We start from the raw sequence: 24,058 nt of genomic DNA on the forward strand, positions 1-24,058 counted from the left end.
TCTAATGTGCTGAAACGCCTCGACATTCGGGCGAACGCCCCGAAGCCAACCCCGAGAGCCGACCCGGCGATTGAGGAGGCGGCCACGCCAACTCCCACCATCTCGTCTTCTGGAATTGTGACGACGGTGGCCGAACTCGACGCTTTTGAAAGCATTAGGCGACGGCTTGCGTTTCTTTCTTCGGGGAACATCAACCTGTTTAACTCAATCTCGAATGTAAAATTCCGAGACTATCAAGGAAAGATGGTCGTATTCTATAAACAGGAGAGAAAGGGACGCTTGGTCGATATCACGGAAGCCCGCGATGGAACCGTGAGGTACTGGATCGTTGATGGCAACGAATCCACCCCGTTCACGGATCTATCGCAAGCTGATCAGAGGCTGCAGACGTTGTTCGAAAAGCGAATAGCCGAGTTTTAGGTCTTATCGCCTCAGCCCACCTCAACCACCACCCGGCCCCGCACCTTGCCCTCGACGATCGCCTTGCCGGTCTCGATCACGCTCTCCAACGGAATCGTCGAGGTCATGGCAGCAAGCTTGTCGCGATCGAGATCGGAAGCCAGCCGCGCCCAGGCCTCGAGCCTGCGTGGTTTCGGGCACATCACCGAATCGACTCCGAGCAGCGAGACGCCGCGCAGGATGAAGGGTGCAACCGAAGCCGGCAGATCCATGCCCTGGGCCAGGCCGCAGGCAGCAACGGCGCCGCCGTACCGGGTCATCGCCAGCAGATTGGCGAGCGTATGCGAGCCGACCGCGTCGACGCCGGCGATCCAGCGCTCCTTGGCCAGCGGCTTGCCGGGGTTGGAGAGTTCGTTGCGGTCGATGATCTCGGCTGCACCGAGGCCCTTGAGGTAGTCGGCCTCCTCGGCGCGGCCGGTCGAGGCGATGACATGCCAGCCCGCCTTCGCCAAAAGCGCGATCGCGACCGAGCCGACGCCGCCGGCAGCACCGGTGACCACAACCGGGCCATCAGCGGGTTTCAGCCCGTGCCTCTCCAGCGCCAGCACGCAGAGCATCGCGGTGTAGCCCGCGGTACCGATCGCCATGGCGTCGGCCGGGGTCATGCCGGCCGGCAGCGGCACCAGCCAGTCACCCTTGACCCGGCTTTTCTGGGCATAAGCGCCAAGATGGGTCTCACCCGTGCCCCAGCCATCCAGGATGACGAGATCGCCCGGCTTGAAATCGGGGTGGCTGGAGGTCTCGACCCGGCCGGAGAAATCGATCCCGGGAATCATCGGCCAGCGCCGGATCACCGGCGCCTTGCCAGTGATCGCGAGCCCATCCTTGTAGTTCACGGTCGAGTGCGTGACGCGGACGGTGACGTCACCTTCCATCAGATCGGCTTCGGCGAAATCCGTAAAGGCGAGGTTCGGGCCGGTTTCGCCCTTCGTCGCGACGAGCGCCTTGAAGCTGGACATGCATCACTCCTGTCGTGCCAACTGGTCACGACAGGAGTGGAACGAGCCCGGGCAATCCGCAAGGCGCAAGCATGTGCGTCTTTGCCCCGTCCCGATCAGGCGGGCTGCGGCACCGCGCGCGTCACGGGCTTCTCGACGATCGGCAGGTTGATCAGGGCGGAGGCGACACCCAGAGCGACCGAAAGCCACCAGACGATCTCGTAGGAGCCGGTCCGCTCATAGAGGATGCCACCGAGCAGCACGCCGAGGAAACCGCCGACCTGATGCGAGAAGAAGGCGAAGCCGTAGAGCATCGCCATGTATTTCGTGCCGAACATCAGCATGACCAGCGAGGAGGTCGGCGGCACGGTGGAGAGCCAGAACAGGCCGATSACGACGCCGAAGGYSAKCGCGGTSGCYGGGCTGGSCGRMAGCAKGATGAAGGCWGCGATSGCMACCGCACGSCCMAGATAGATCCAGGCSAGSARATGGCGCTTCGGCATGCGGGAGGTCAGCCAGCCGGAGCCGAGAGAACCCGCCGCATTCGCGAGACCGATCACGGCAAGTGTCCAGCCGCCGACCCAGGCCGGCATCCCGGCATCCTTGAGATAGGCCGGCATATGCGCGGTGATGAAAGCGAGCTGGAAGCCGCAGGTGAAGAAGCCAAGCACGAGCAGGACGTAGCTGCGATGCTTGAAAGCCTCCGACAGGGCCTGCGTGACGCTCTGGTTGGGCAGGTTGACAGCCGAAGCGACCTGCCTGGCCTCTCCGGTCTTGCGCGTTCCCAGCATGATGGCGAGCGGCATCACCAGCAGCACCGAGCCGGCGAAGACGACAAGCGCCTGATGCCAGCCGATCTGCTCGATCATGATGTTGCCGATCGGCGGGAACAGGAACTGGCCGAAGGAGCCGGCCGCGGTGCCGGCACCGAATGCCATCGGGCGCCATTGCTCCGGCAGCAGCTTGCCGAAGGCAGCCAGCACGAGATTGAACGAACAGGCCGAAAGGCCGAAGCCGATCAGCACGCCGGCGCCGAGATGCATCGTCATCGGCGTCGTGGCATAGGCCATGACGACGAGGCCGGCGGCATAGAGCAACGCACCGAAGCACAGCACCCGCACCGTGCCGAACCGGTCGGCCACGGCGCCGGCAAAGGGAGCGCCGAGGCCCCAGAGCAGGTTCTGCAGGGCAATGGCGATACTGAACGTGTCGCGCCCCCAGCCGAATTCCAGCGTCATCGGGATCTGGAACAGACCGGCGCTGGCGCGGGGGCCGAAGGTGATCAGCGCGATCAGACAGCCGGCAGCGACGACGATTTCAGGCGCGTATCTGCGCCCAGTGGCCGCACTCATTGGGAGCTCCGACAATAGGACAGAAGGAGAGCAAGTCTAAACGTGTGGCTGCACGTTATCGTTTCGTCCCGCGCCGCAACAACGTCTTTTCGTGAAATTCCACATCACGGCCGCACATGGAACGCGGGTCGCCGAAGAACGCGCGCCCGAGCGCGGCATTAACCGGCTCTCAACCCTACCGGATGGATAACGGGATCGTCGAAAAGCGCGCCTTGGCTGCGCGGCCGACCCCCGGTGTTGTCAAGGCGGGCAGAGCGTTGAGTCAGTTGCGGTTACGGCGTCGCACGAGGCGAATCAGAGCGCTGGGTCTGAAATGGGCCCTGGCCACGGTCGCGCCCTGGGCGCTGTCCGTCGGGCTGCTGGTTTCCTTCACCGCATCCGCCGGGCAAAATCACGACGGCGACGCAATTCCCTATTCCATGCTGCGGCGCGCAGCGCCCTCGCCCGAATCCATGCTCGAGGAAGGCCCTTCGATGCTGGTTGCGGCCAGCGCCTTCCGCCTGCCGGGCCTCACGCTGTCATCCTCGATCCAACAGGCTCATCTCTCCTTCGACGACCCCGAACGGCGCATCGCCATCGATCCGCGCCAGCCGCGCGAGGATATGAAGCGCACGGCAAGCGCCTTCCCCGAGGTCGACCGCAGCGCCAAGGGCGACCTGCTGCCCGGCCTGCGCCCGGGCCTGACGCTTACCCCGCAGCCACGCGAGCTCGAACGTGTCGTCTTCGGCGACAACCAGCCGGGCCTGATTTCGGGCGGCTTTGCGCTCGACGCCGTGCGCGAGGGCGAAAGCAGCGACGGTCCGCAAGTGGGGTTCGAGCCCTATTCCAATGACGAGGGACTGACCGACCCAGCCCTCTCGGACTCCTCGCCGAGTTCGCCGAAGCGGATCATCACCTCGCCGCGGGAAGCCGAACTGCATCTCGAGAGCATCGACGGCTCGACGCCCTCGGTTCCGCAGCCCGCAGCACGGGCCTCATCGACTCCGGCCGTGAACTACAGCGTCGCCACGATCGCGCCGACGACGCCGCCGGCCGTGGCCGCCGCACGGCCCGCCGCCATCGGCAAGGCCGCCGCTCCCGCAACCAGCGTCGCGCGCAAGAGCGATCCGGGGCCGAAACAGATTTATACCGGGCTGATCCTGCCAGAGAACATGGCGCGCGAGCAGCGCTGCCTCGCCGAAGCCGTCTATTTCGAGGCTCGTTCGGAATCCGAGGAAGGCCGGGCTGCGGTCGCGCAGGTCGTGCTCAACCGGGTGAAGAGCGGGCTTTATCCGGACTCGGTCTGCGGCGTGGTCTACCAGAACCGGAACCGCTACCTCGCCTGCCAGTTCACCTTCGCCTGCGAGGGCAAGTCGCTGCGCATCACCGAGCCCGAGCCGTGGCGCGCCTCCGTGCGCATCGCACGCGAGGTCTTTGAGGGCACGACCTATCTCGCGGATGTCGGCGCCTCCACGCATTACCACGCGGACTATGTTCGGCCGTACTGGGCCAAGAAGCTGAAGAAAATGGATGTGATMGGCCGGCACGTCTTCTATCAGCTGAGGCCGGGCCAGACTTAGTCTATCCTGAATTTTCAACCGCGGGCCCTGACTCCAAACAGATTGAATACCGGGCTTGTTTGCGAGAATGCGGGGTCTTGGCTTGCGGGAGCGAGGCTGTATCGAGGCACCTCTGGCCGGCCCGGAGGTCACCCCACGGGAGGCCCCCCTGCCCTGGAAACCTCTGTCGGCTCAATGAGGGTGCTCAGCGAAAGCCACTGCGCCAGGACCTGATCCTTCCGGGCAGCACCAGACAGGACGCTCATGAAAGTCGTCCTGTCAGCTTGACCCGGCCCGTCGCTTGGAATTGCATCTATGAAGCCTGATGCCTCAGAACCGCGCGTGAATTGAATGCAGCTTCAGTCCCTGATTACCTGCCCGCATTGCCGACACGCGGCGGCCGAGACGATGCCGACCGACGCCTGCCAGTTCTTCTACGAATGCAAGGGATGCGGCGCATTGCTCCGGCCGAAGCAGGGTGATTGCTGCGTGTTCTGTTCCTATGGCTCGGTTCCCTGCCCACCCATTCAGGAGGCTGTGAACGGAGGATCCGGCAACCTGTCCTGCTGCGCCTCTGCTGGTCCGAGCGGAACGTGATCTGAGCCCGGGGGATACAGCCCGAAGCTGCGTCCATCTCGGCTGCACGCTGAACGAAATCGTTCTTGCCACCGTGCCCGGCCGGGACTTGCGGCCCGCTCTACCCTTGAGCCGGGAGGCTTCCGCTGCGTAGGGCTCGCCGGCCTGCTGCCTTTGCATTCCAATTCAGTATTCGAGGCCTTGCCGGACGCGCCGGATCATGGTTAATTTTACCTTGTTTTCGCGTTTACCTTGCGTTCATCACTGCCGGCTGGCTTTCTGCCTCCAACACGGCGGCGCCAGAACGCCGCCGGGGAGGTCGGAGTCAGACATGCGAGGCAAGGTGCTTTCCGCTTCCGCATTGGCCGCTTCGGTGGCTGCGGCCGCGCTGCTGCTCGGCGCCCAGGGCGCCCAGGCTGGCGGTGGCTGCTATGGCTCCGCCTGCTACACGCTGCAGCAGTCGCCCCCGGTCTATGGCACGATCAACGAGACCTATGTCGCGCGCCCGGCCCAGACGCAGTCGCGCATCATTCCGGCCGAATATGAATACGTCACCGAGCAGGTGATGGTGCATCCGCAGCGGGTCATCCCGCGCTATCGCCCGGCCCAGTACAGCACGGTTGCCGAACAGGTCCTGATCTCACCGGCGGGGCGTCGCTGGGAGGTGAGCCGCGATCTCTATGGCAACGTCACCGGTTGCTGGGTCGATGTTCCCGCGCGCTACGGCATCCAGCAGCGTACGGTCGAGATCAGCCCGGCGAGCACCGATTACGAGACCCTGCCCGCCGTCTATGGCCAGCGTCAGCGCAAGGTCATGGTGCGCCAGACGCAGGTCGTGCACGAGACGATCCCCGCTCTCTACGAAACCCGCCAACGCCAGGTGCTGATGAGCCCTGGCTCGCAATACTGGGCGCGCGGCCGCTATTGAGTTCACGCCTACCAAGAGTTTAGACGCAGACCCTTTTAACCACGGAAACGACCTTACGCCCCGGCTTCGGCCGGGGCTTTTTTCATGCGATCTCGATATCGAGCCCGAGGTCGAGCACGCTGGCGGAATGGGTCAGGGCGCCCACCGAGATCATGTCGACGCCGGTCGCCGCAATCGCCGCGACAGTGTCGAGCGTGATGCCGCCGGAGGCCTCGACCTTCATGCGGCCGCCGACCATCGCAACGCCCGTGGTCAGATCCGCAACGGACATGTTGTCGAGCATGACGATGTCGGCCCCCTCGGCGAGGACCTCCTCGAGCTGGGCCAGGGTATCGACCTCGATCTCGATCTTGACGAAGTTACCGGCCTGGCGCTTGGCCGCCTGCAAGGCGGGGCGAATGCCGCCGGCGACGGCGACATGATTGTCCTTGATCAGGATGGCGTCATCGAGCCCATAGCGATGGTTGCCGGCGCCACCGCAGCAAACGGCGTATTTCTCGAACGCGCGCAGGCCTGGCGTGGTCTTGCGGGTGTCGACGATCATCGCCTTCGTGCCCGCGGCCTTGGCTACATAGGCCGCTGCCAGTGTAGCGATGCCCGAGAGTCGGCCCATGTAATTCAAGGCGACACGCTCTGCCGAGAGGACAGAGCGGGCCTCCCCCTCGATGCGAGCCACAATGGCGCCGGGTTCGAGCCTGTCGCCGTCCGACATGGCGGCCTCGAAGCGAACCGACGGGTCGTATTGCCGGAAGGTTTCGCGGGCGAAGGGCAGCCCGGCAACGATGCCGCTCTTGCGCGCGGCGATCACCGCGCTTGCCCGCTTGCCGGCCGGAATCGTCGCAAGGGTGGTGATGTCACCGGCCCGKCCGAGATCCTCGATCAGAGCGGCACGCACCGCTTCGGTGATGAGCAGGGGATTGAGGACGGCTTGGCTCACGTCGGGCTCCGGATCAGGACAGGGCGCGGCGCGCGGCAGGCGGCGCCGATAATGTCAGCTTGCTGCGCGTCGCCAGCGCCGCGCTGGCTTGCGGAAAATCGCTGCGCCAATGGCCGCCACGGCTCTCGCGCCGGGCAAGCGCTGCGGCAACGATGATGAGAGCGGCGCTCGCCATGTTGACGAGCGTCGAACTGTCCGCAGCCTCGGCGATGGCCTGGAGCTGACGCGACGCGGCAAGCAGCCCTGGCCCGCCACGCACCACGCCGGCCCTATCCGACATGATCGCGCGCAAGCGCTCGATCGCGCGCTGGTCCGCGGCTGTCGGCAAGCAGGCTGCCGTGCCGCTCATGCGGACAGGCTTCCCCCTGGTTCTCATCACCAACGGGCGGCCCTTCAGGTGCTCGGCGACACGTGCGCCGAAGACCACCGCCTCCAGAAGGGAATTCGAGGCGAGACGGTTGGCACCATGCAAGCCGGTACTGGCCACTTCACCGGCGGCATAGAGGCCGGGAAGCGTCGTGCAACCATGAGCGTCCGTCGCCACACCACCCATGTGGTAGTGCTCGGCCGGCGCCACCGGCATGAGCTCGGTCGCTGGATCGATGCCCGCCTTGCGGCAGGCGGCGGTGACGGCGGGAAAGCGCTCGGAAAACTCCGTGCCGATCGCCGCCCTTGCATCGAGGAAGGCACCGCGCCCGGCCGCGATCTCGGCGAAGACGGCGCGCGCCACGATATCGCGTGGGGCGAGCTCGACGTCCTTGTGGGCAGCCAGCATGAACCGCTCGCCAGCGGCATTGACGAGAATGCCGCCATCGCCCCGGATCGCTTCGGTCGCCAGCGGGGCTGGGTCGAGCCCGAGCGCCAGCGCGGTTGGATGAAACTGCACGAACTCCGCATCGGCAATCGTCGCGCCGGCGCGTGCCGCCATGGCCAGTCCTTCGCCACGCGCCTCCGCCGGGTTCGTGGTCAGCGCGTAGAGATGGCCGATGCCTCCCGTGGCCAACACGGTCGCGACGGCATGAAATCGCGTCGCCTCGCGCGCCGCCCCGTGCTCGCCGCGCGCCAGCACACCCGTGCAGGCGCCATCGGTAAGAAGCAGGTCCTCGGCAATGAACCCTTCCCGGACGGTGATCGAAGGCGTCTGCCGCACCGTCGCAATCAGCGCCTGCATGATCGCGGCGCCGGCACCATCGCCGCCGACGCGGACGACACGATGCTCCGAATGCGCGGCCTCGCGCGACTGCACGAGTCGCCCGGCGAGATCGCGATCGAAGGGGACGCCATAGGACAGAAGATCATGGACGCGTTCGGCAGCCTCATTGGCAACCATATGCGCGACGGCCTCGTCGACGATGCCGGCACCCGCCGCGATCGTATCGGCAGCGTGTTTGCCGGCCGTGTCGCCCTCGGACATCGCCGCGGCAATGCCGCCTTGCGCCCAGCTCGAGGAAGAGCCCTCGCCGAGCGGGCGCGGCGCCAGCACCGTGCAGGGCAGCGGCGCCAGTTTCAAGGCCGTGAACAGCCCCGCCAGCCCGCCGCCGACGATGAGGATATCCGCTTGGATGTCAGGCATGAGGGCCAATCCGCCGCCAGCGCCCCTCCCCCTGAAGGGAGAGGCATGCGGGTTTACATCGTCAGGTTGACCATTCGCTCAACCGAGCGCCGGGCCTTCTCGGCCATCGCCGGATCGATCACCACCTCGTGCTGCATATAGACCAGCGACTCGAGGATCTTGGGCAAGGTAATGCGCTTCATATGCGGGCAGAGATTGCAGGGCCGCACGAATTCGACGCCCTTCGTCTCGGCTGCAACATTGTCCGCCATTGAGCATTCGGTGACGAGCAGGACGCGGCCCGGCAGCTCATGCTTGACCCAGTCGATCATGCCCTTKGTCGAACCAGCGTAATCGGCAACTGCCACGACTTCCGGCGGGCATTCCGGATGGGCGACGATTTTGATGCTCGGATCGGCCTCGCGGTAGCGCACGAGCTCTTCGGCGGTGAAGCGCTCATGCACCTCGCAGGCGCCTGCCCAGGAGATGATCTTCACCTTGGTCTGCGCCGCGACGTTCTTCGCCAGATACTGGTCAGGCACGAAGATGACTTCCGGCACGCCCAGGCTCTCGACCACCTGCACGGCATTCGACGAGGTGCAGCAGATATCGACCTCCGCCTTCACATCGGCCGAGGTGTTGACATAGGCGACGACCGGACGGCCGGGATAGCGCTCGCGCAACAGACGGATATCGGCGCCCGTGATCGAAGAGGCCAGCGAGCAGCCGGCCTTCATGTCCGGCATCAGCACGATCTTGTCGGGGCTGAGCAGCTTCGAGGTCTCGGCCATGAAATGCACGCCGCCCTGCACGATGACCTCTGCCTTGGTCTTCGAGGCCACCTTGGCGAGCTGCAAGGAGTCGCCGACGATGTCGGAGACACAATGGAAGATCTCCGGCGTCATGTAGTTATGGCCGAGGATGACCGCGTTGCGGACCTGTTTCAGCTYGTTGATCGCCTTGATCGTCGGCGCGAAGAAGGGCCACTCCACCGCCGGAATGACGGCCTTGACCTTCTCGTAGAGATGCGCGGTCGCGGCCTCGACCTCAGGCGTCCAGGTCAGGTCTGGCATCGGCAATGGTCGGAAGCGCGGATCGTCCCTGCGGCGCGCGACAGTGACCGGGGCGACAGCGTTGTCGGCCTCGAAGCCCCGAGTCTTTTCCAAGCCCAAAGACATGGCATCCTCCTCATCCCTGCGATGCCGGAGCTCCGCTCCGGGTCGCCGCCGGCCTGTTGCTAGCCAGCTATGCTCGTTTTGAGCATAAGGATATTAGCACGTCTCCCCGATGCTGACCAGCACTCGGCATCCCGCGCCAGCGCGCGGTCCTTCATGTGTTTGGGGAATATGGCAGGCAGTCAGGCGATGCCGCCGGTGACCAGCGCCAGGACGCCAAGACCGAGCACGAAGGCCAGGATCCGGGCGGGCATCCCGACAAGGGCGCCGGGCGGACGGCCCGTCACGAAACCAAAGACGACTTCGATGAGGCCGAGCCCGATCAGGACGAACAGATAGCGCGGGAAAGCTGCCGATCCCGCCAGCCATCCAATGTGAGCCGCGAGTGCGACAAGGCCTCCGAGGCCTGCGCCTGCAGCGAGGAAGAGCAGTTCAACCCGGCTGAAGCGCATGCTGTGGCTCAACGCCGACGGAAGTTCTGATTGCGCGGCGGCCCACCCGGAGCCGGTCCCGCCGTCTTCTGACGGAAGTTKATGCGGCCGCGATCAAGATCATAAGGCGACATCTCGACGACGACCCGGTCTCCGGCGATCGTGCGGATGCGGTTCTTCTTCATCTTGCCGGCCGCGTAGGCCAGGATCACATGGTCATTGTCGAGCTTCACCCGATAGTTTCCATCGGGCAGCACCTCGACCACCGTGCCGTCGAACTCGAGAAGTTCTTCTTTCGCCATTCCTTGGTCCTTCTTCTGCGCCTTGGGCGGACGACCGGATCAGAGGGATCCGCCGGCCCGATCGTCCCCTGGCTATCCGCGCGTCAGTTCGCGCGGCGCCGGGCGCCGCCATTGCGACGTTGCTCTGTTCTTTGCTGCAAGAACGCGACGCCGCCAAGTCCTTCCTTGCCGGCAACGCTGTCTTTTCGCGCCGAAGGCGCCTCAGTGCGCTGCGGCGGACGGTCATTGCGCGGAGTCTCGCTGCGCTGACCGGCGGCATGCTGGGGCTTGCCCGCCTGCTGCGGCTTCGCGCCCTGGCGCTGGCCCTGCGGCCGGCCATGATCGCGCCCGCCACCGGAGCCCTGGCCATTGCGGCCGCGACCCTGGTTCTGCGGCGGCTTCTTGGGCGTGCGACCATCCCAGTGCGGCACCTCGCCGACCGGGGTCAGCGAAACGCGGGTCAGCTTCTCGATCGCCGCCAGATCGCCGCGCTCTTCCGGGGTGCAGAAGGCAATGGCGACGCCGGTGGCACCAGCGCGCGCGGTGCGGCCGATGCGGTGGACATAGGTTTCCGCCACGTTCGGCAGGTCGAAATTGACGACATGGCTGACGCCGTCGACATCGATGCCGCGCGCCGCGATATCGGTCGCGACCAGAATGCGCAGTTCGCCATCACGGAAAGCGCCGAGAGCGCGCTCGCGCTGGCCCTGGCTCTTGTTGCCGTGGATGGCAGCCGACTTGATGCCGGACTGCTCGAGCTGGCGCACGACCTTGTCCGCACCGTGCTTGGTGCGCGTGAACACGATCGCGCGCTCCATCTCCGCCACGCCGAGCGTCTTCGCCAGCAGCGCCGGCTTGTGGCCGGGATCGGTGAAGATGACGCGCTGCTCGACCTTCTCGGCAGTCGTGGCAACCGGCGTCACCGCGACCTCGACCGGATTGGTCAGATAGGCCGAGGCGATCTCGCGGATCTGCTTCGGCATGGTCGCCGAGAACAGAAGCGTCTGGCGCTTGGCCGGGATCAGCGTCGCAATCCGGCGCAGGGCATGGATGAAGCCGAGATCAAGCATCTGATCGGCCTCGTCGAGCACCAGGAACTCGATCTCGCGCAGCGAGACTGCGCGCTGGTCGACGAGATCAAGCAGGCGGCCGGGCGTGGCGACGAGGATGTCGACGGTCTGGCMAAGCGCACGGATCTGCTTGCCGACTGGCACGCCGCCGAAGATCACGGCCGATTTGACCGTGGTGAACTGGGCGTAGGTGCGGATGCTGGTCTCGATCTGCGCCGCAAGCTCACGCGTCGGGCTCAGGATGAGTGCGCGCACCGAACGCGGCTGCATGCGCCGGGGGTTGTTCAGCAACCGGTGCAGCATCGGCAGCGAGAAGGCGGCCGTCTTGCCCGTGCCCGTCTGGGCCGCGCCGAACAGATCCTTGCCTTCGAGAATAGGGGGGATGGCCTGCGCCTGGATGGGCGTCGGCTTGGAATAACCTTCAGCCGCGAGCGCCTTGAGAAGCTGCTCGGCGAGGCCGAGGTCTGTAAATTGTGTCAAAACAGGTCTTTCTGAAGCCGAAACGCAAGGGGCGCATGTGGAAACCGGCTGCGCCACCGAATGGGTTCGGCATTGAAGTACGTCATTCCGCCCGGCGAACCGCTAGCCACTGCGCCGAAAGGTATTGTTGTAAAGGTATCGATAGAGAGAGCCGGGAGAGTGCGAGCACCCTCCCGGTCAGTATTCAGCCTCAGGCGACGACGAGGTTGCCGGCCGAGGACTTGCCGGTCTTGCGATCGGCGATCAGCTCGAAGGAGACGACCTGACCATCGCGAAGTTCGCGCAGACCAGCACGCTCGACAGCGCTGATGTGGACGAAAACGTCCTGGCCGCCGGCCTCAGGGGTGATGAAGCCATAGCCCTTGGTGGTGTTGAACCACTTCACGGTGCCCTTGTTCATAGGGTAGTCCTTACGTTTCAGATCCGCGTTCGTATGTGGAAGACACGACTTGACGCGCGGACGCCTCGCCGTGGCCTTGATAACGATGTGTGGTGGATCTGAATCGTGCCCGCCGACCGGGAAATCCCGCGCGGAGGATTGGCCAGAACCCGGCCGCATCTCGTCTTACATGGGCGGCACTAGCATAAATTGCAATGCGGGTCCAGCGCAGCGCCCTGATGCGCAACGGCGCCCCCTTCCCGGCATCCGCGCAAGACGGGAGCATCGGAGAAGGCGGCCCGCGGAGGCCCGCTCTGCGTCGAGGCTGCATCCCTCGACCCGTCGCATCAACGTCTTCGTCGGCGTGCCGACAGAATAACCGCAATGAGCGATGTCAATCGGCAGGCCGAACTCTTTGCCGATCTGGTCTTCGAACGGGGACTGCTCGCTTGCGCCCTGGAACGGATGCCTTCCGGGCCGCTCCTCAGCTTTGACGCGGCGGATGGTCCGACCAGGGGCCGTCGCTAGCGCTCATTCGATCTCGCCCAGAAGCCCGACGAGGCCGCCAAGATCCGCCAGGCGGCGATAGCGCTGCTCCGCGACCGGTTCCTCGGCATGTTCGAGCACCCAGGTCAGCTCATGCGGCACATGCACAGCCCAGGCCCCCGCCTGCAGCGCCGGCACGATGTCCGACTTCAGCGAGTTACCCACCATCATCGCATGTCTCGGCCCGTCACCATGACGCGCGAAGATGCGTTCATAGGTCGTGACACTCTTGTCGCTGACGATCTCGACCGCCTGGAAGAAATCGCCCAGCCCGGACTGGGCGAGCTTGCGTTCCTGATCGAAAAGATCGCCCTTGGTGATCAGGACCAACCTGTATTCGGAGGCCAGCGCCTCCAGTGTTTCCTGTGCCCCCGGAAGCGTCTCGACCGGATGCGCCAGCATCTCGCGCCCGGCGGCAAGGATTTCGGCGATGACGGAAGCCGGCACATTGCCGCCTGTGACCTCGATCGCGGTCTCGATCATCGAGAGCGTGAAGCCCTTGATGCCAAATCCGTAGAAGCCGAGATTGCGACGCTCGGCGTCCAGCAACCTGCCGGAGATTTCGGCGGCTTCGCCGTGCTCGCCGAGCAGGGCGACGAAACGCTCCTCCGTCAGCCGGAAGAACTGCTCGTTCTGCCAGAGCGTGTCATCGGCATCGAAGCCGATCGTGGTGAGCGCGCGAGACGGCACGGTTCAGCCCTTCAACTCGGAGATGAAGCGGTCGAGCTCGGCATTGAAGCGCGCCGCATCCTCGAAATAGACGGAATGGCCGGTTTCGGGAACGCTGACGAAGCGGCCCCTGGGAGCATGGGCAGCGACCGCCGCGACGCCACAAGGCGGGACGACGAGGTCGTCGGCGCCGGACAGGAACAAGGCTGGACAATCGAGTGCGGCGAGGTCGGACGGCGGGCGGTTGCGCGCCTCCCAGATGCGTTGCCGAACCAGCGCCTTGTCCAGACCTGCATTGATGCGGTCGATCGATTTGTAGAGTTCGTAGAGCGCCGGCAAGCGTTTCGCGAAGGCTTCGCCGCAGGCAGGATGGATACCGCTCCTGGCCCAACGCGGCAGTGTCTCATCGACACGCTGCTGCCAGKCCGCGAGTTCGCTCGAGATATTCCTTCCGGCCTTGCCGAAATCGAGCGTGCCGGTGGTGCAGGCCATGACGAGCCCGCTCACCCGACCGGGGTTCGCCAGCGCATAATCCACACAACTCCAGCCGCCCATGGATTGCGCGACCAGAACCGGCCGCTCCAACGACAGATGGGTGATCAGCGCGGCGAGGTCGCCGGCATAGTCTGCCGGATCGGGGCCTCCGGCCACCGGCTCCGACGGCGCGAAACCGCGATGAGCGAAGGTGACGCAGCTGTACTGCGGACTGAAATGAGCGACCTGCTGCCACCAGGACAAATGATTGCCGCCCAGTCCATGAGCGAAGACGATGGGCGGGCCAGAGCCCGTGACCTCGTAATAGAGCTTGCCGAAGGGGCGGGAGAGTTGGCCGATACGCGTCTGCATGGCGCGAAACTAGACCGGCGGCCGTTCTCGCGGCAATGCAGGATTGTCGGTCTCAGGCCGAGCATGGCGCAGGCCCGGGACCGACGTCCAGGAGATGGTCGGCTCGAGGCCGACCATCAGGATCTCCCTGCTCAGGCGTCCTTGGCCTTGATCGCGCCCAGTGCGGCTTGCGCCGCGGCCAGGCGTGCGATMGGCACCCGGAAGGGCGAGCAGGAGACGTAGTCGAGACCGATGCTCTCGCAGAAGCCGATCGAGGCGGGGTCGCCACCATGCTCGCCGCAGATGCCCAGCTTGATCCGCGGACGGCTCCGGCGACCGCGCTCGACCGCGAGCTTGACGAGTTCGCCGACGCCCTCCTGGTCGATGGTGACGAAGGGGTCGAATTCCAGGATGCCCTTGGCGGTATAGGAGCCGAGGAAGGAACCCGCGTCGTCGCGGCTGATGCCGAGCGTGGTCTGGGTCAGGTCATTGGTGCCGAAGGAGAAGAATTCGGCGCTGCGGGCGATCTCCTCGGCACGCAAGGCGGCGCGCGGCAGCTCGATCATCGTGCCGACCTGATAGGTGAACTCGGTCTTGCTCTCGCCGATCACGGCCTTCGCCATGGCGTCGATGCGGGCCTTGACGAGGTCGAACTCGGCGACGCCCATCACCAGCGGCACCATCACCTCCGGGATGACCGGCTTGCCGGTCTCGCGCGCCGAGATCACGGCGGCCTCGAAGATGGCGCGGGCCTGCATCTCGGCGATTTCAGGGTACGCCACCGCCAGCCTGCAGCCGCGGAAGCCGAGCATCGGGTTGAACTCGTGCAGCTCGGCCGCCCGGCGCCGGAGCACGTCCGGCGTCACCGCCATGGCGCGCGCCACCTCGGCGATCTCCTCGTCGGTATGCGGCAGGAACTCGTGCAGCGGCGGATCGAGCAGCCGGATCGTGACCGGCAGGCCCTGCATGATGGTGAAGAGCTCGACGAAATCCTGCCGCTGCATCGGCAGGAGCTTGGCCAGCGCGTCGCGCCGTCCCTTGTCGTCGCCGGCGAGGATCATCTCCCGCATCGGCAGGATGCGATCCTCGTCGAAGAACATGTGCTCGGTGCGGCAGAGCCCGATGCCCTCGGCGCCGAAATCGCGGGCCGCGCGGGCATCGCGCGGCGTCTCGGCATTGGCACGGACCTTGAGGCGCCGAACCTTGTCGGCCCAGCCCATCAGCGTGCCGAAATCGCCGGAAAGCTCCGGCTGTTGCATCTTGACCTCGCCAAGCAGAACCTGGCCGAGGGTGCCGTCGATCGTGATGAAATCGCCGGCCCGCAGCGTGGTCGGCCCCACCGTCAGCGTGCCCTTGGCATAGTCGACCCGGATCTGGCCGGCGCCGGAGACGCAGGGCTTGCCCATCCCGCGCGCCACGACCGCCGCATGCGAGGTCATGCCGCCACGCGTGGTCAAGATGCCTTCGGCGGCATGCATGCCGTGGATATCTTCCGGACTGGTCTCGACCCGGACCAGGATGACCTTGCGGCCTGTCTTCTTGGCAGCCTCCGCATCGTCTGAATTGAAGACGATCTCCCCGGCCGCCGCACCGGGCGAAGCCGGCAGGCCGGTCGTCAGCACGCGGCGCTCGGCCTTGGGATCGATCGCCGGGTGCAGGAGCTGTTCGAGGGCGCCGGGCTCGACGCGGCCGATCGCCTCCTCCTCGCCGATCAATCCCTCCTGTGCCAGATCGACCGCGATCCTGAGCGCGGCCTTGGCGGTACGCTTGCCGGACCGGGTCTGCAGCATCCAGAGCTTGCCCTCCTGGATGGTGAACTCCATGTCCTGCATGTCGCGATAATGCTTCTCGAGGATGCCGTAGATCCGGCAGAGCTCGGCATAGGCCGCGGGCATCGCCTTCTCCATGGAAGGCTTGTCCGAGCCGGCGGCCTGACGCGCCACCTCGGTGATGTCCTGCGGAGTGCGGATGCCGGCAACGACATCCTCACCCTGCGCATTGATCAGAAACTCGCCATAGAGCGCGTTCTCGCCGGTCGAGGGATTGCGGGTGAAGGCGACGCCGGTGGCCGAGGTCTCGCCCATGTTGCCGAACACCATCGACTGGACATTGACGGCCGTGCCCCAGGAGGCAGGGATATTGTTGAGTTCGCGGTATTTGATCGCGCGGGCATTCATCCAGGACGAGAACACTGCGCCGACGGCGCCCCAGAGCTGCTCCTGCGGCTCCTGCGGGAACTCGGCACCGAGCGCCTTCTTCACGATGTCCTTGTAACGACCGACAAGCACCTTCCAGTCATCGGCCGAGAGATCGGTATCGAGATGCAAGCCCTTGCGCTCCTTGTAGTCTTCGAGCGCCTCCTCGAAATGGCCGTGATCGACGTCGAGCACGACGTTCGAATACATGGTGATGAAGCGGCGATAGCTGTCCCAGGCGAAGCGGGCGTCGCCCGAGGCCTTCGCCACGGCCTCGACGGTGACGTCGTTGAGGCCAAGGTTGAGKACGGTGTCCATCATGCCTGGCATCGAGGCGCGAGCGCCGGAGCGCACCGACACCAGAAGCGGATTGGCAGGATCGCCGAAGAGCTTGCCGGTGAGACGCCCCATCTCGGCAAGCGCAGCCTTCACCTGCCCGGCGAGATCGGACGGGAAATTCTTGCCATTATCGTAATAATGGGTGCAGACCTCGGTGGTGATCGTAAAGCCGGGCGGAACCGGCAAGCCCAGATTGCTCATCTCGGCGAGGTTTGCACCCTTGCCGCCGAGCAGGTTCTTCATGCCCGCTTCACCCTCGGCCTTGCCGTCGCCGAAGGTGTAGACCCACTTCCCACCAGCCATCACAACTACCTCTTCATCCAGCCGGGCTCAGCAACGCGCCGGCGATCCAAAAGTTTCATGCGAAGCGCCGCCGGCAGAGACAGCCGGGCGGCAGGGACGGGCGAGGTCATGCCGAAAAGCGGATGAACAATCAATGAGCGAGGCTGCAGCAGGATTGCTGCAGATCTGCGACGCTCCTCAGCCACGCAAAGGGTTGCGCGCCGCACGCGGCCAACGCAGCGGCCAATTGACGATACGTTCGGGCAGGTCGTCCTCATCGACGTCATCTTCACTGGCGAAGACCCGGCCGCGCACGGAGACGCCGGCCGTGACGACCGTCTCGGGGTCGCCAGACACCAGCGGATGCCACCAGGGCAGGTCACGCCCCTCCCCGACCAGCCGATAGGCGCAGGTCGGCGGCAACCACGGCAGCGTGCGAACGTCTTCCGGGGTCAGCGTCACGCAATCGGGAACGAGCGTCGAGCGATGGGAGTAATCCTTGCAGCGGCATGTCCCGGCATCGAACAATCGGCAGCCAATATCGGTCGCGTGGATGCGGCCGGTATCGTCGTCCTCGAGCTTCACCAGGCAGCAGCGCCCACAGCCGTCACAGAGCGATTCCCACTCCTGCATGGTCATCTCGTCGAGCGTCTTGCTAAGCCAGAATGGCTCTGGCCGGATGGGTGCGTCCGTCATGAAGGCGCTTATGCGCCCTCGTGGGGTTCGTGGGAAGCGCCGCGATGCCGCGCATCCCAGCTGCACGTCGATCCGGGCGGACTGTTTCGCAATGGCACGGATCGTCTGGCGCGAAACCTGCTGTTCATCTGCTTAAAGGATGACACTGGCCTTCACGCGCGCGAAGGTCGATCCTATGTCCCTACCAAGGGGCACTTTGGGTTGCCAACACCATCCGGTCGCGGCAGGAGATAACCGCAGTTTTTCGTCAGGGTGGCCCGGGCGGCGATGGAGTTCAGGAAGGCAAACTGGACGACCCGTCTCAAGCGCTTCGCGCTTGCCGTCGATTCATGGATCGACGACACGCTCTGGGGCGCGGGCCGTCGCGCGGGCGAAGCCTATGAACGTTTGCGCAGCTATGCCGACCGGCTGACCGTCTCCGGCGGCAAGCGGCTCGCAGCGGAGTTCGCCAGCGAGGGCCTGAATGTCGGGATCGCCGGCGCTCTCGTCATGCTCATGCTCGCAATCCCGGCCTTCCACGAAGGCCGCGAGGAGGCGCTCAAGCATCAAGTCTTCGCGGTGACCTTCCTGGACCGATACGGCTCCGAGCTCGGTCATCGCGGCGCGCGCCATGACGATTCGCTGAAGCTCGAGGAACTGCCGGACCATCTCATCAAGGCCGTCCTGGCAACCGAGGACCGGCGCTTCTACGACCATTTCGGCATCGACATCTTCGGCACCTTTCGCGCGATCACCGTGAACGCGCGCGCCTCGGGCGTGGTGCAGGGCGGCTCGTCGCTGACCCAACAGCTCGCCAAGAACCTCTTCCTGAGCAATGAGCGCTCGCTCGACCGCAAGATCAAGGAAGCGTTCCTGGCTCTGTGGCTCGAATACAGGCTGACCAAGAACGAGATCCTCAAGCTCTATCTCGACCGCGCCTATATGGGCGGCGGCACCTTCGGCGTGGCGGCTGCGTCAGAATATTATTTCGGCAAATCCGTGAAGGATGTCAGCGTGGCCGAGGCCGCCATGCTGGCAGGACTGTTCAAGGCGCCGACCAAATATGCGCCGCATGTCAATCTGCCGGCAGCCCGCGCCCGCGCCAATGACGTGCTGAACGCGATGGTCGATGCCGGGTTCATGACCGCAGGCCAGATCGACAGCGCGAAGCGCAACCCGGCGACCCCGGTCGACCGTAAGCGCGACGTCAGCCCCGATTACTATCTCGACTGGGCCTTCGAAGAGGTTCGCAAGCTGGCTGATGAGGGCAAGATCGGCCCGGACCGGGTCCTGACCGTCAAGACGCCGCATGATCCGGCGATCCAGGATCGCGCCGACCACGCGATCGAGACGGTCCTGCGCCAACACGGCCCGGCCTATCATGCGAAGCAGGCGGCGACCGTGGTGATGGACCCTGACGGCGCCGTGCGCGCGATCGTCGGGGGGCGCGACTATGGTGCGAGCCAGTTCAACCGCGCGACGGCCGCAAGGCAGCCCGGCTCTTCGTTCAAGCCGTTCGTCTATGCGGCAGCACTCTCCGCGGGGCTCTATCGTCCTAACACGATCGTGACCGACCGCCCGGTCTGCATCGGCAACTGGTGCCCGAACAATTACGGACGCTCCTATGCCGGGTCGATGCCGTTGACGGTGGCGCTGGCGAAGTCGATCAACACGATCCCGGTGCAGATGTCGATCGCGATCGGCCGCGCCACCGGCGAGACCCACGAGGCGCGCGCGGCACGCATCGGCCGGATGAAGATCATCGAGACGGCGCACGCCATGGGCTTGACCACGCCGCTGACCGACACGGTCTCGCTGCCCATCGGCGCAGCCGAAGTCACGGTCATGGATATGGCCGCAGGCTATTCCGTGTTCGCCAATGGCGGGCTGCGGGCCAAGCCCTATGCCGCGATCGATATCCATAATTCGCAGGGCGAGCTGATCTACCGGCATGATCGCGACGACGGCACCGGCAAGCGCGTGCTGAGCGTCCAGGTCGCGCAGGACATGAACTTCATGCTGTCCAAGGTTCCGACCGAAGGCACCGGGCGTCGCGCCGCGCTCGACGGCGTCGTGACGGCCGGCAAGACGGGCACCACCAATGGCTACAAGGACGCCTGGTATGTCGGCTATTCCGGCAATCTGGTCGGCGCGGTGTGGTTCGGCAACGACGACTCGTCGGAGACGGCGAATATGACGGGTGGTTCCCTGCCGGCAATGACCTGGAAGGAGATCATGCAGTTCGCCCATCAGGGGCTGGAGCTGAAACCGATCCCGGGTGTCACGCCTGTGACCGACCCGAAGGTCGCAGCACTCGCCAAGGCCAATGCTCCGGCAGCCGATGCCGCAGCGCTGGGCGCCGGCGCAGGACATATGCCGCGCCAGTCCTTCGAGGTTCTCTCGGCGGTCGGCGCGATGTTCCGCACGATCGAGCCGGTGCGGGCGGCAGGACGGACGGCCCAGGCCGGCATCCAGGACCTGACGCCACCGGGTGGCGCAAGCCGCATCCGCTGAACAGGCTTAGCCGTGCGCCTCCTAACGCTCTCCTACATCATCGCACTCGGTGCCGGGCTCGGGCTCGCCTCGGCGCATTATGCCGTCGCGGAGCGCCCTCCGCTCGGACGGCTGCAGGTCGGTTCATGGACCGCCTGGCCGCGCAGCGGCGGGCGTGATGTCGATCCCTATATGCGGGCCTATCTGGCMCGCGGCGTGCATCTGCCCCTTGGCTCCGGCGAAGGGCTCGAGTTCATCGCCGAACGCGACGAGAGCGGCCAGGTGCTCGACGGGCGCTGCCGCTATCTCGTCACCGGAACGACGCCGACGACGCGAGGCTGGACACTGAACGTCACGGACGCCGATGGCCACGCCTTTCACCTGCCGCTCGAACGCAGCGGATTCACCGATGCCGAGATCGTGCGCGACGAGAGCGCCGGTGTCCGGGTGGTTGCCGGGACGACGCCGGAGGCGGGGAACTGGCTGCCATTGCCCATTCGCGGGCGGTTCCAGTTTCGGCTGAGGCTCTATGATACCCCGATCTCTGGACATGCCAGCGAACTGCGCCCCGAGTCCCTTCCCCGCATCGGCCGGATCGATTGCCGATGACAAGTTTCGAGCCCTCCCACGGTGTTTCCGGTCCGGTCGTCGCGAAGGCAAAGCGGGCGATGAATTGGCGTCTGCGCATCACGACCGCGATCCGCCGCTTCGCACTGGCGACGCTGGCCGGGCTGGTGCTGGCCGGAATCGTCCATATCGTGATCGTGCTGCTGATCCCGCTCTTGTCGGAGCGCGATGCGGCAACGGCTTATGCGGCCTTGGGCGCCGGGGGGCAGGCCGAACTGGTATCGGCGCAGACCGCAGGCCTGCCGGCCCCGCGTGATGCCGACCCTGCCCTGGTGACCGCCGTTTGCAGCTATGATCTGAGTGCCGGCCCGATGCGGGTGGTGGCTCGCGTCGGATCACTGCCGCTGGGACTATCGCTGCACCGGCGTGGCGGCGGTGTCGGCTACGCCATCACGGACCGGGCCGCGATCCGCGGGGTTCTGGAATTCGTGGTGATGACCAGCGAACAGCTCGACGAGCGATTGGCACGCGACGAGGAGGGAGAGACCACCCGCGAACTGCGTGTCGTGTCCGACACGGAGCAAGGCCTGATCGTCGCGCGTGTCCTGGCGAAGCTGCCTTCCGACCGGCCCGATGCCGAGGCGATGGCCAAAGGCGTCGCCTGCGGCCTGGCGGATTGATCAGCCCTTGTAGACCACCGGCCTGGACGGCTCGTCACTCCGGAAGGTGCCGATCAGCGGCAACTTGCAGAGGGGCCCGGCCTCGGCCTCGAGCGCCATGATGCTGCGTTCGGCCCTGACCGCGTCGCGCGCCGGCATCTCGACGACGAGATTGGCCAGCGCATAGCGGTAGCTTTCCAGCCGGAAGGCGACACGCTCGCAGACCCAGAGAATCAGGCCTTCATTCTCGATCACGCGCGCCAGGGCCGGATCGTTCTGATCGGGCGGCACGAGAGGCGATGCCTCCAGCGTCTTCATCCGGATCCGGTCTGCCGCTACCACCCTGGCTGCATTGCCCCGGAACGGCCCGATCAGCAGGCGGTCGGCGTGGGCATCCTCGGCCAGCCGATTGTAGCGCGAGGCCTGCGACCGAAAGGAGCCGGATATCAGCGACCGATGATAATCGGAGATGTTGCTGGACTGAGCGGCTGCCGGCAGGATTCGGGCATAGGCCAGATCGGAGACCTGGCGCTCGAAGACATTGCGTTCATGTGCCGGCATGACGAAGCGCCAGGCGCGATCGCGCAACTGCTCCTCGTCGTCTGTCATATGGAAATACGATACGGCCTCGCCACGTGCGATTGCGGAGCCGAGGCCGATGCTTGGCGCAATGGTATCGTTCCAGATACCGGGACGCGGGCGGCCGAAGTCGCCGCTGCCCGGCGCACAGCCCGCTGCCGACAGGGCCACCGCCAGAGCCCATTGCAGGCTCCCCCTGCCCGCACCGGAACGCATACGCCGCAACAGGAGCATCACGCCGGCTGCCTGACACTCTTCGGAGCGGACTTGGCACGGGACCGGGTGCTCGGCTTGCGCTCCGGCCTGCCGGAAGCGCGCGGCTCCGGCGGGCGCTCGTAGCGAACACCGGTGAAGAACAGGATCGTTCCGGCTTCCCGGGGAATGGCCGGGAGCAGGCCAGCAACCCTGCGCCGACGCGGCGCGAAAGGAATGACGACGGCCATGATGCGCCTCCTTGGTTGGCGCCTTGGTTGCGGTCGAGGCAGGGAACGGATGGCACGGCGCGGGCCGGCGCCGGCAGCCGAGGCCCTCAAACCGCATCAGGCCCCGACATGGTTAACGCCACATTAACGCGTCGGGCATAAGTTGACGGAAACCACCCGAGTCTCCGACGAGTTGTCAGTATGCCGTCCCGAATCTCCGCCGATCTTGCGCAGCTCGCTCGTCTCGCGCGTGACGGCGGGCTCGATCTCAGCCAGGTTTCACTGCGTGTGAAAGCCGATCTGCTGATGTCGACTGCCCAGCCCTCCAGCGAGGATCTGGAGGCGTTTCGGGAGATGGCACTCGCCCTGATTCCCGCCATCGATGAGGGCACAGCCATCATCCTGGCGCGCAAGCTTGCCGGGTGGCGCCATGCGCAGGCTGATGTCCTGCAGGCGCTCAAGGCACGCGGTGGGGCTGTTCTGTCGACGCTGATGCGCCATGGCGGCCCGATCTCGCCCTCCGAGCTCGAAGACATTGCAGCCCATGGCGACGCAGCAGCTGCCATTGTCGTTGCCGAACGGGCCGACCTGCCGGCCAAGGCCAGCCTGATGCTGGCGGGTCGGGGCGAGCGGGCAGTCGATCTGGCGCTCCTCGCCAACCCGTCCGCCCCCCTGCCCCGGCCCGTGCTCGACCTCCTGCTCGACCGGGCGCGAGACGATGCCGCCTATGTGCCGGGCCTGCTTGTGCGGCGAGACATCAACAGCGCAGATCTGATCCCGCTCTTCCTGCATGCCGGAGCCGAACGACGCCGCGCCACAATCGAATCGCTTGCGGCGCTGGAGGCGGTCAGCCCATCGGAGAGACGCCCGGCGCCGACGCCGGAGACCTTTGCAGGCTGGCTCGCCACCGCCGAACAGGATCGCGATGGCCTCTTCGGTGCGCTCTCGAGCCAGCTGGGCACGGGCATCCGTCTCGCCKAGGCAATGGCCCGCGATCACTCGCGCGACCTGACGGCACTGACCTTGATCGCCGGCGGCGTCAGCGTCGAGGACGCGACGCGCCTCCTGATCCGGCTTGGCGACGATGCCGCCCATTCGGTGGAGCGCATTTTCGCCCTGGTGGCGCTGATGCGCTCGGTCACCCCAGGGGTGGCCTATCGGCTCGTCATGCAGATATCCGGCGAGAGCAAGGGTCTGTCCAGCCRCAAGGGCCAGCACCAGCCCMTCCTCGACCCGAGTGGAACGCCTGCCCGTTCCGGCGCCGCCAGGCCCGAAACTCGCTCGGTCCTCGACGAGGTCAGACGCGGACTTCGCGGCGGGCGCGAGCACGGCTGAGCGTTCGTATACGCTGCCGGGGGTCAGCCCTCGGCAAGGGCCAGTCTGGGATCGCCCTTCCGGTTCTCGATCTCGACGAGCCAGAGGTCCGGATCGAAACGACGTTCGCGCTCCACCCGTTCCTCAACGCTTAGCGGGTCGGAATCGAGGATCAGCTGAAAGCGGCGTGCGCCGCTCTCGTCCGCCAGCGCCTGCGGCGCAGGCCCGTAGAGCGCGGCGGTGCCGTCAAGCCGGTCGAGTTTGACGAAGATCGCCCCGGCCTCGCTGGCACCGCGGCGGCGCAGGACGGCATCGAAGCCGTCGAGTGCCGCCTGCCGCAAATAGGCTGAGACCCAAAAATCGCTGGTAAGACGCGCCATCGTCGGAAGGTACGCGA

The 24,058-nt window shown here is 65.8% G+C and carries 25 protein-coding genes; 9 read left to right on the forward strand and 16 right to left on the reverse strand.

Annotated elements, in window-relative coordinates; all coding sequences use genetic code 11:
- The coding region (locus AC1DJT_RS05950) for a hypothetical protein (RefSeq protein WP_476833712.1) at positions 1–420 on the forward strand (420 nt) is incomplete at its 5' end.
- A gap of 11 nt (positions 421–431) precedes the next feature.
- Here the strand turns inward: AC1DJT_RS05950 and acuI are convergent.
- Together acuI and AC1DJT_RS05960 are read right to left on the reverse strand one after the other, a co-directional pair.
- Positions 432–1,418, reverse strand: coding sequence for an acrylyl-CoA reductase (NADPH) (gene acuI / locus AC1DJT_RS05955; protein WP_441506522.1), 987 nt, complete (start codon positions 1,416–1,418; stop codon positions 432–434).
- 95 nt (positions 1,419–1,513) lie between these two features.
- Positions 1,514–2,749: an MFS transporter gene (locus AC1DJT_RS05960; RefSeq protein ID WP_476833713.1), complete on the reverse strand. Its 1,236-nt coding sequence runs from the start codon at positions 2,747–2,749 to the stop codon at positions 1,514–1,516.
- A 473-nt stretch (positions 2,750–3,222) separates the two neighbouring features.
- Here AC1DJT_RS05960 and AC1DJT_RS05965 point away from each other — a divergent pair, with 473 nt between their 5' ends.
- The 3 genes from AC1DJT_RS05965 to AC1DJT_RS05975 all read left to right on the forward strand — a co-directional run bounded on the left by AC1DJT_RS05965 (position 3,223) and on the right by AC1DJT_RS05975 (position 5,791).
- The gene (locus tag AC1DJT_RS05965; RefSeq protein WP_476769642.1) at positions 3,223–4,308 is read left to right on the forward strand and encodes a cell wall hydrolase; all 1,086 of its coding nucleotides are present in this window, start codon (positions 3,223–3,225) and stop codon (positions 4,306–4,308) included.
- Positions 4,309–4,638: 330 nt separating this feature from the next.
- Positions 4,639–4,884, forward strand: coding sequence for a GDCCVxC domain-containing (seleno)protein (locus AC1DJT_RS05970; RefSeq protein WP_441506519.1), 246 nt, complete (start codon positions 4,639–4,641; stop codon positions 4,882–4,884).
- 310 nt (positions 4,885–5,194) lie between these two features.
- Positions 5,195–5,791, forward strand: coding sequence for a hypothetical protein (locus AC1DJT_RS05975; protein ID WP_441506518.1), 597 nt, complete (start codon positions 5,195–5,197; stop codon positions 5,789–5,791).
- Positions 5,792–5,873: 82 nt separating this feature from the next.
- On the opposite strand, the gene nadC is transcribed toward AC1DJT_RS05975, so the two are convergent.
- The 7 genes from nadC to AC1DJT_RS06010 all read right to left on the reverse strand — a co-directional run bounded on the left by nadC (position 5,874) and on the right by AC1DJT_RS06010 (position 12,117).
- The gene (nadC, locus tag AC1DJT_RS05980; RefSeq protein WP_441506517.1) at positions 5,874–6,728 is read right to left on the reverse strand and encodes a carboxylating nicotinate-nucleotide diphosphorylase; all 855 of its coding nucleotides are present in this window, start codon (positions 6,726–6,728) and stop codon (positions 5,874–5,876) included.
- 13 nt (positions 6,729–6,741) lie between these two features.
- On the reverse strand, positions 6,742–8,301 hold the full coding sequence (locus tag AC1DJT_RS05985) for an L-aspartate oxidase (RefSeq protein ID WP_441506516.1): 1,560 nt from the start codon (positions 8,299–8,301) through the stop codon (positions 6,742–6,744).
- A 53-nt stretch (positions 8,302–8,354) separates the two neighbouring features.
- The gene (nadA, locus tag AC1DJT_RS05990; protein ID WP_476833714.1) at positions 8,355–9,458 is read right to left on the reverse strand and encodes a quinolinate synthase NadA; all 1,104 of its coding nucleotides are present in this window, start codon (positions 9,456–9,458) and stop codon (positions 8,355–8,357) included.
- Between the two features lie 179 nt (positions 9,459–9,637).
- On the reverse strand, positions 9,638–9,907 hold the full coding sequence (locus AC1DJT_RS05995; RefSeq protein ID WP_441506514.1) for a hypothetical protein: 270 nt from the start codon (positions 9,905–9,907) through the stop codon (positions 9,638–9,640).
- Between the two features lie 8 nt (positions 9,908–9,915).
- Entirely contained in the window at positions 9,916–10,188 is a 273-nt protein-coding gene (infA, locus tag AC1DJT_RS06000) for a translation initiation factor IF-1 (protein ID WP_054207590.1), read from the reverse strand.
- Positions 10,189–10,271: 83 nt separating this feature from the next.
- On the reverse strand, positions 10,272–11,717 hold the full coding sequence (locus AC1DJT_RS06005) for a DEAD/DEAH box helicase (RefSeq protein ID WP_476833715.1): 1,446 nt from the start codon (positions 11,715–11,717) through the stop codon (positions 10,272–10,274).
- 190 nt (positions 11,718–11,907) lie between these two features.
- Entirely contained in the window at positions 11,908–12,117 is a 210-nt protein-coding gene (locus AC1DJT_RS06010; protein ID WP_043233725.1) for a cold-shock protein, read from the reverse strand.
- Positions 12,118–12,480: 363 nt separating this feature from the next.
- On the opposite strand from AC1DJT_RS06010, the gene AC1DJT_RS06015 reads away from it, so the two are divergent.
- Entirely contained in the window at positions 12,481–12,624 is a 144-nt protein-coding gene (locus AC1DJT_RS06015; protein WP_476769646.1) for a hypothetical protein, read from the forward strand.
- A gap of 3 nt (positions 12,625–12,627) precedes the next feature.
- Here AC1DJT_RS06015 and AC1DJT_RS06020 read toward each other — a convergent pair whose 3' ends face one another.
- The 4 genes from AC1DJT_RS06020 to AC1DJT_RS06035 all read right to left on the reverse strand — a co-directional run bounded on the left by AC1DJT_RS06020 (position 12,628) and on the right by AC1DJT_RS06035 (position 17,648).
- Positions 12,628–13,332 (reverse strand): HAD-IA family hydrolase, encoded by a 705-nt coding sequence (locus tag AC1DJT_RS06020; protein WP_441506512.1) that lies wholly within the window; start codon positions 13,330–13,332, stop codon positions 12,628–12,630.
- Positions 13,333–13,335: 3 nt separating this feature from the next.
- Positions 13,336–14,157 (reverse strand): alpha/beta fold hydrolase, encoded by an 822-nt coding sequence (locus AC1DJT_RS06025; RefSeq protein ID WP_476833716.1) that lies wholly within the window; start codon positions 14,155–14,157, stop codon positions 13,336–13,338.
- Positions 14,158–14,288: 131 nt separating this feature from the next.
- On the reverse strand, positions 14,289–16,973 hold the full coding sequence (ppdK, locus tag AC1DJT_RS06030; protein ID WP_441506510.1) for a pyruvate, phosphate dikinase: 2,685 nt from the start codon (positions 16,971–16,973) through the stop codon (positions 14,289–14,291).
- A 177-nt stretch (positions 16,974–17,150) separates the two neighbouring features.
- Positions 17,151–17,648 carry a YcgN family cysteine cluster protein gene (locus AC1DJT_RS06035; protein WP_441506509.1) on the reverse strand — a complete coding sequence of 166 codons (498 nt, stop codon included), beginning with the start codon at positions 17,646–17,648 and terminating at the stop codon, positions 17,151–17,153.
- A gap of 267 nt (positions 17,649–17,915) precedes the next feature.
- On the opposite strand from AC1DJT_RS06035, the gene AC1DJT_RS06040 reads away from it, so the two are divergent.
- From AC1DJT_RS06040 to AC1DJT_RS06050, 3 genes are read left to right on the forward strand one after another with little or no spacing between them, the layout of a single operon-like run.
- Positions 17,916–20,141: a transglycosylase domain-containing protein gene (locus tag AC1DJT_RS06040; RefSeq protein WP_441506508.1), complete on the forward strand. Its 2,226-nt coding sequence runs from the start codon at positions 17,916–17,918 to the stop codon at positions 20,139–20,141.
- 12 nt (positions 20,142–20,153) lie between these two features.
- Positions 20,154–20,729, forward strand: a complete 576-nt coding sequence (locus AC1DJT_RS06045) for a DUF1214 domain-containing protein (protein ID WP_441506507.1) — start codon at positions 20,154–20,156, stop codon at positions 20,727–20,729.
- On the forward strand, positions 20,726–21,367 hold the full coding sequence (locus AC1DJT_RS06050; RefSeq protein ID WP_441506506.1) for a DUF1254 domain-containing protein: 642 nt from the start codon (positions 20,726–20,728) through the stop codon (positions 21,365–21,367). The genes AC1DJT_RS06045 and AC1DJT_RS06050 overlap by 4 nt, the downstream gene beginning before the upstream one ends.
- On the opposite strand, the gene AC1DJT_RS06055 is transcribed toward AC1DJT_RS06050, so the two are convergent.
- Together AC1DJT_RS06055 and AC1DJT_RS06060 are read right to left on the reverse strand one after the other, a co-directional pair.
- Complete coding sequence (locus AC1DJT_RS06055; RefSeq protein ID WP_441506505.1) at positions 21,368–22,162, reverse strand: hypothetical protein; 795 nt, start codon at positions 22,160–22,162, stop codon at positions 21,368–21,370.
- Positions 22,159–22,368, reverse strand: a complete 210-nt coding sequence (locus tag AC1DJT_RS06060; protein WP_441506504.1) for a hypothetical protein — start codon at positions 22,366–22,368, stop codon at positions 22,159–22,161. The genes AC1DJT_RS06055 and AC1DJT_RS06060 overlap by 4 nt, the downstream gene beginning before the upstream one ends.
- Positions 22,369–22,548: 180 nt before the next feature.
- Here AC1DJT_RS06060 and AC1DJT_RS06065 point away from each other — a divergent pair, with 180 nt between their 5' ends.
- Complete coding sequence (locus AC1DJT_RS06065; RefSeq protein WP_476833717.1) at positions 22,549–23,682, forward strand: DUF2336 domain-containing protein; 1,134 nt, start codon at positions 22,549–22,551, stop codon at positions 23,680–23,682.
- 23 nt (positions 23,683–23,705) lie between these two features.
- Here AC1DJT_RS06065 and AC1DJT_RS06070 read toward each other — a convergent pair whose 3' ends face one another.
- The gene (locus AC1DJT_RS06070; RefSeq protein ID WP_069877409.1) at positions 23,706–24,041 is read right to left on the reverse strand and encodes a DUF1491 family protein; all 336 of its coding nucleotides are present in this window, start codon (positions 24,039–24,041) and stop codon (positions 23,706–23,708) included.
- Between the last annotated feature and the right edge of the window lie 17 nt (positions 24,042–24,058).

This window comes from Allobosea sp. 05T422_2, assembly GCF_056396265.1.

Coding starts and splice junctions, on each gene's coding strand:
- acuI (WP_441506522.1), bottom strand. CDS start 1,418: ATGTCCAGCTTCAAGGCGCTCGTCGCGACGAAGGGCGAAACCGGCCCG.
- AC1DJT_RS05970 (WP_441506519.1), top strand. CDS start 4,639: ATGCAGCTTCAGTCCCTGATTACCTGCCCGCATTGCCGACACGCGGCG.
- AC1DJT_RS05975 (WP_441506518.1), top strand. CDS start 5,195: ATGCGAGGCAAGGTGCTTTCCGCTTCCGCATTGGCCGCTTCGGTGGCT.
- AC1DJT_RS05985 (WP_441506516.1), bottom strand. CDS start 8,301: ATGCCTGACATCCAAGCGGATATCCTCATCGTCGGCGGCGGGCTGGCG.
- AC1DJT_RS05995 (WP_441506514.1), bottom strand. CDS start 9,907: ATGCGCTTCAGCCGGGTTGAACTGCTCTTCCTCGCTGCAGGCGCAGGC.
- AC1DJT_RS06010 (WP_043233725.1), bottom strand. CDS start 12,117: ATGAACAAGGGCACCGTGAAGTGGTTCAACACCACCAAGGGCTATGGC.
- AC1DJT_RS06015 (WP_476769646.1), top strand. CDS start 12,481: ATGAGCGATGTCAATCGGCAGGCCGAACTCTTTGCCGATCTGGTCTTC.
- AC1DJT_RS06035 (WP_441506509.1), bottom strand. CDS start 17,648: ATGACGGACGCACCCATCCGGCCAGAGCCATTCTGGCTTAGCAAGACG.
- AC1DJT_RS06040 (WP_441506508.1), top strand. CDS start 17,916: ATGGAGTTCAGGAAGGCAAACTGGACGACCCGTCTCAAGCGCTTCGCG.
- AC1DJT_RS06050 (WP_441506506.1), top strand. CDS start 20,726: ATGACAAGTTTCGAGCCCTCCCACGGTGTTTCCGGTCCGGTCGTCGCG.
- AC1DJT_RS06060 (WP_441506504.1), bottom strand. CDS start 22,368: ATGGCCGTCGTCATTCCTTTCGCGCCGCGTCGGCGCAGGGTTGCTGGC.
- AC1DJT_RS06070 (WP_069877409.1), bottom strand. CDS start 24,041: ATGGCGCGTCTTACCAGCGATTTTTGGGTCTCAGCCTATTTGCGGCAG.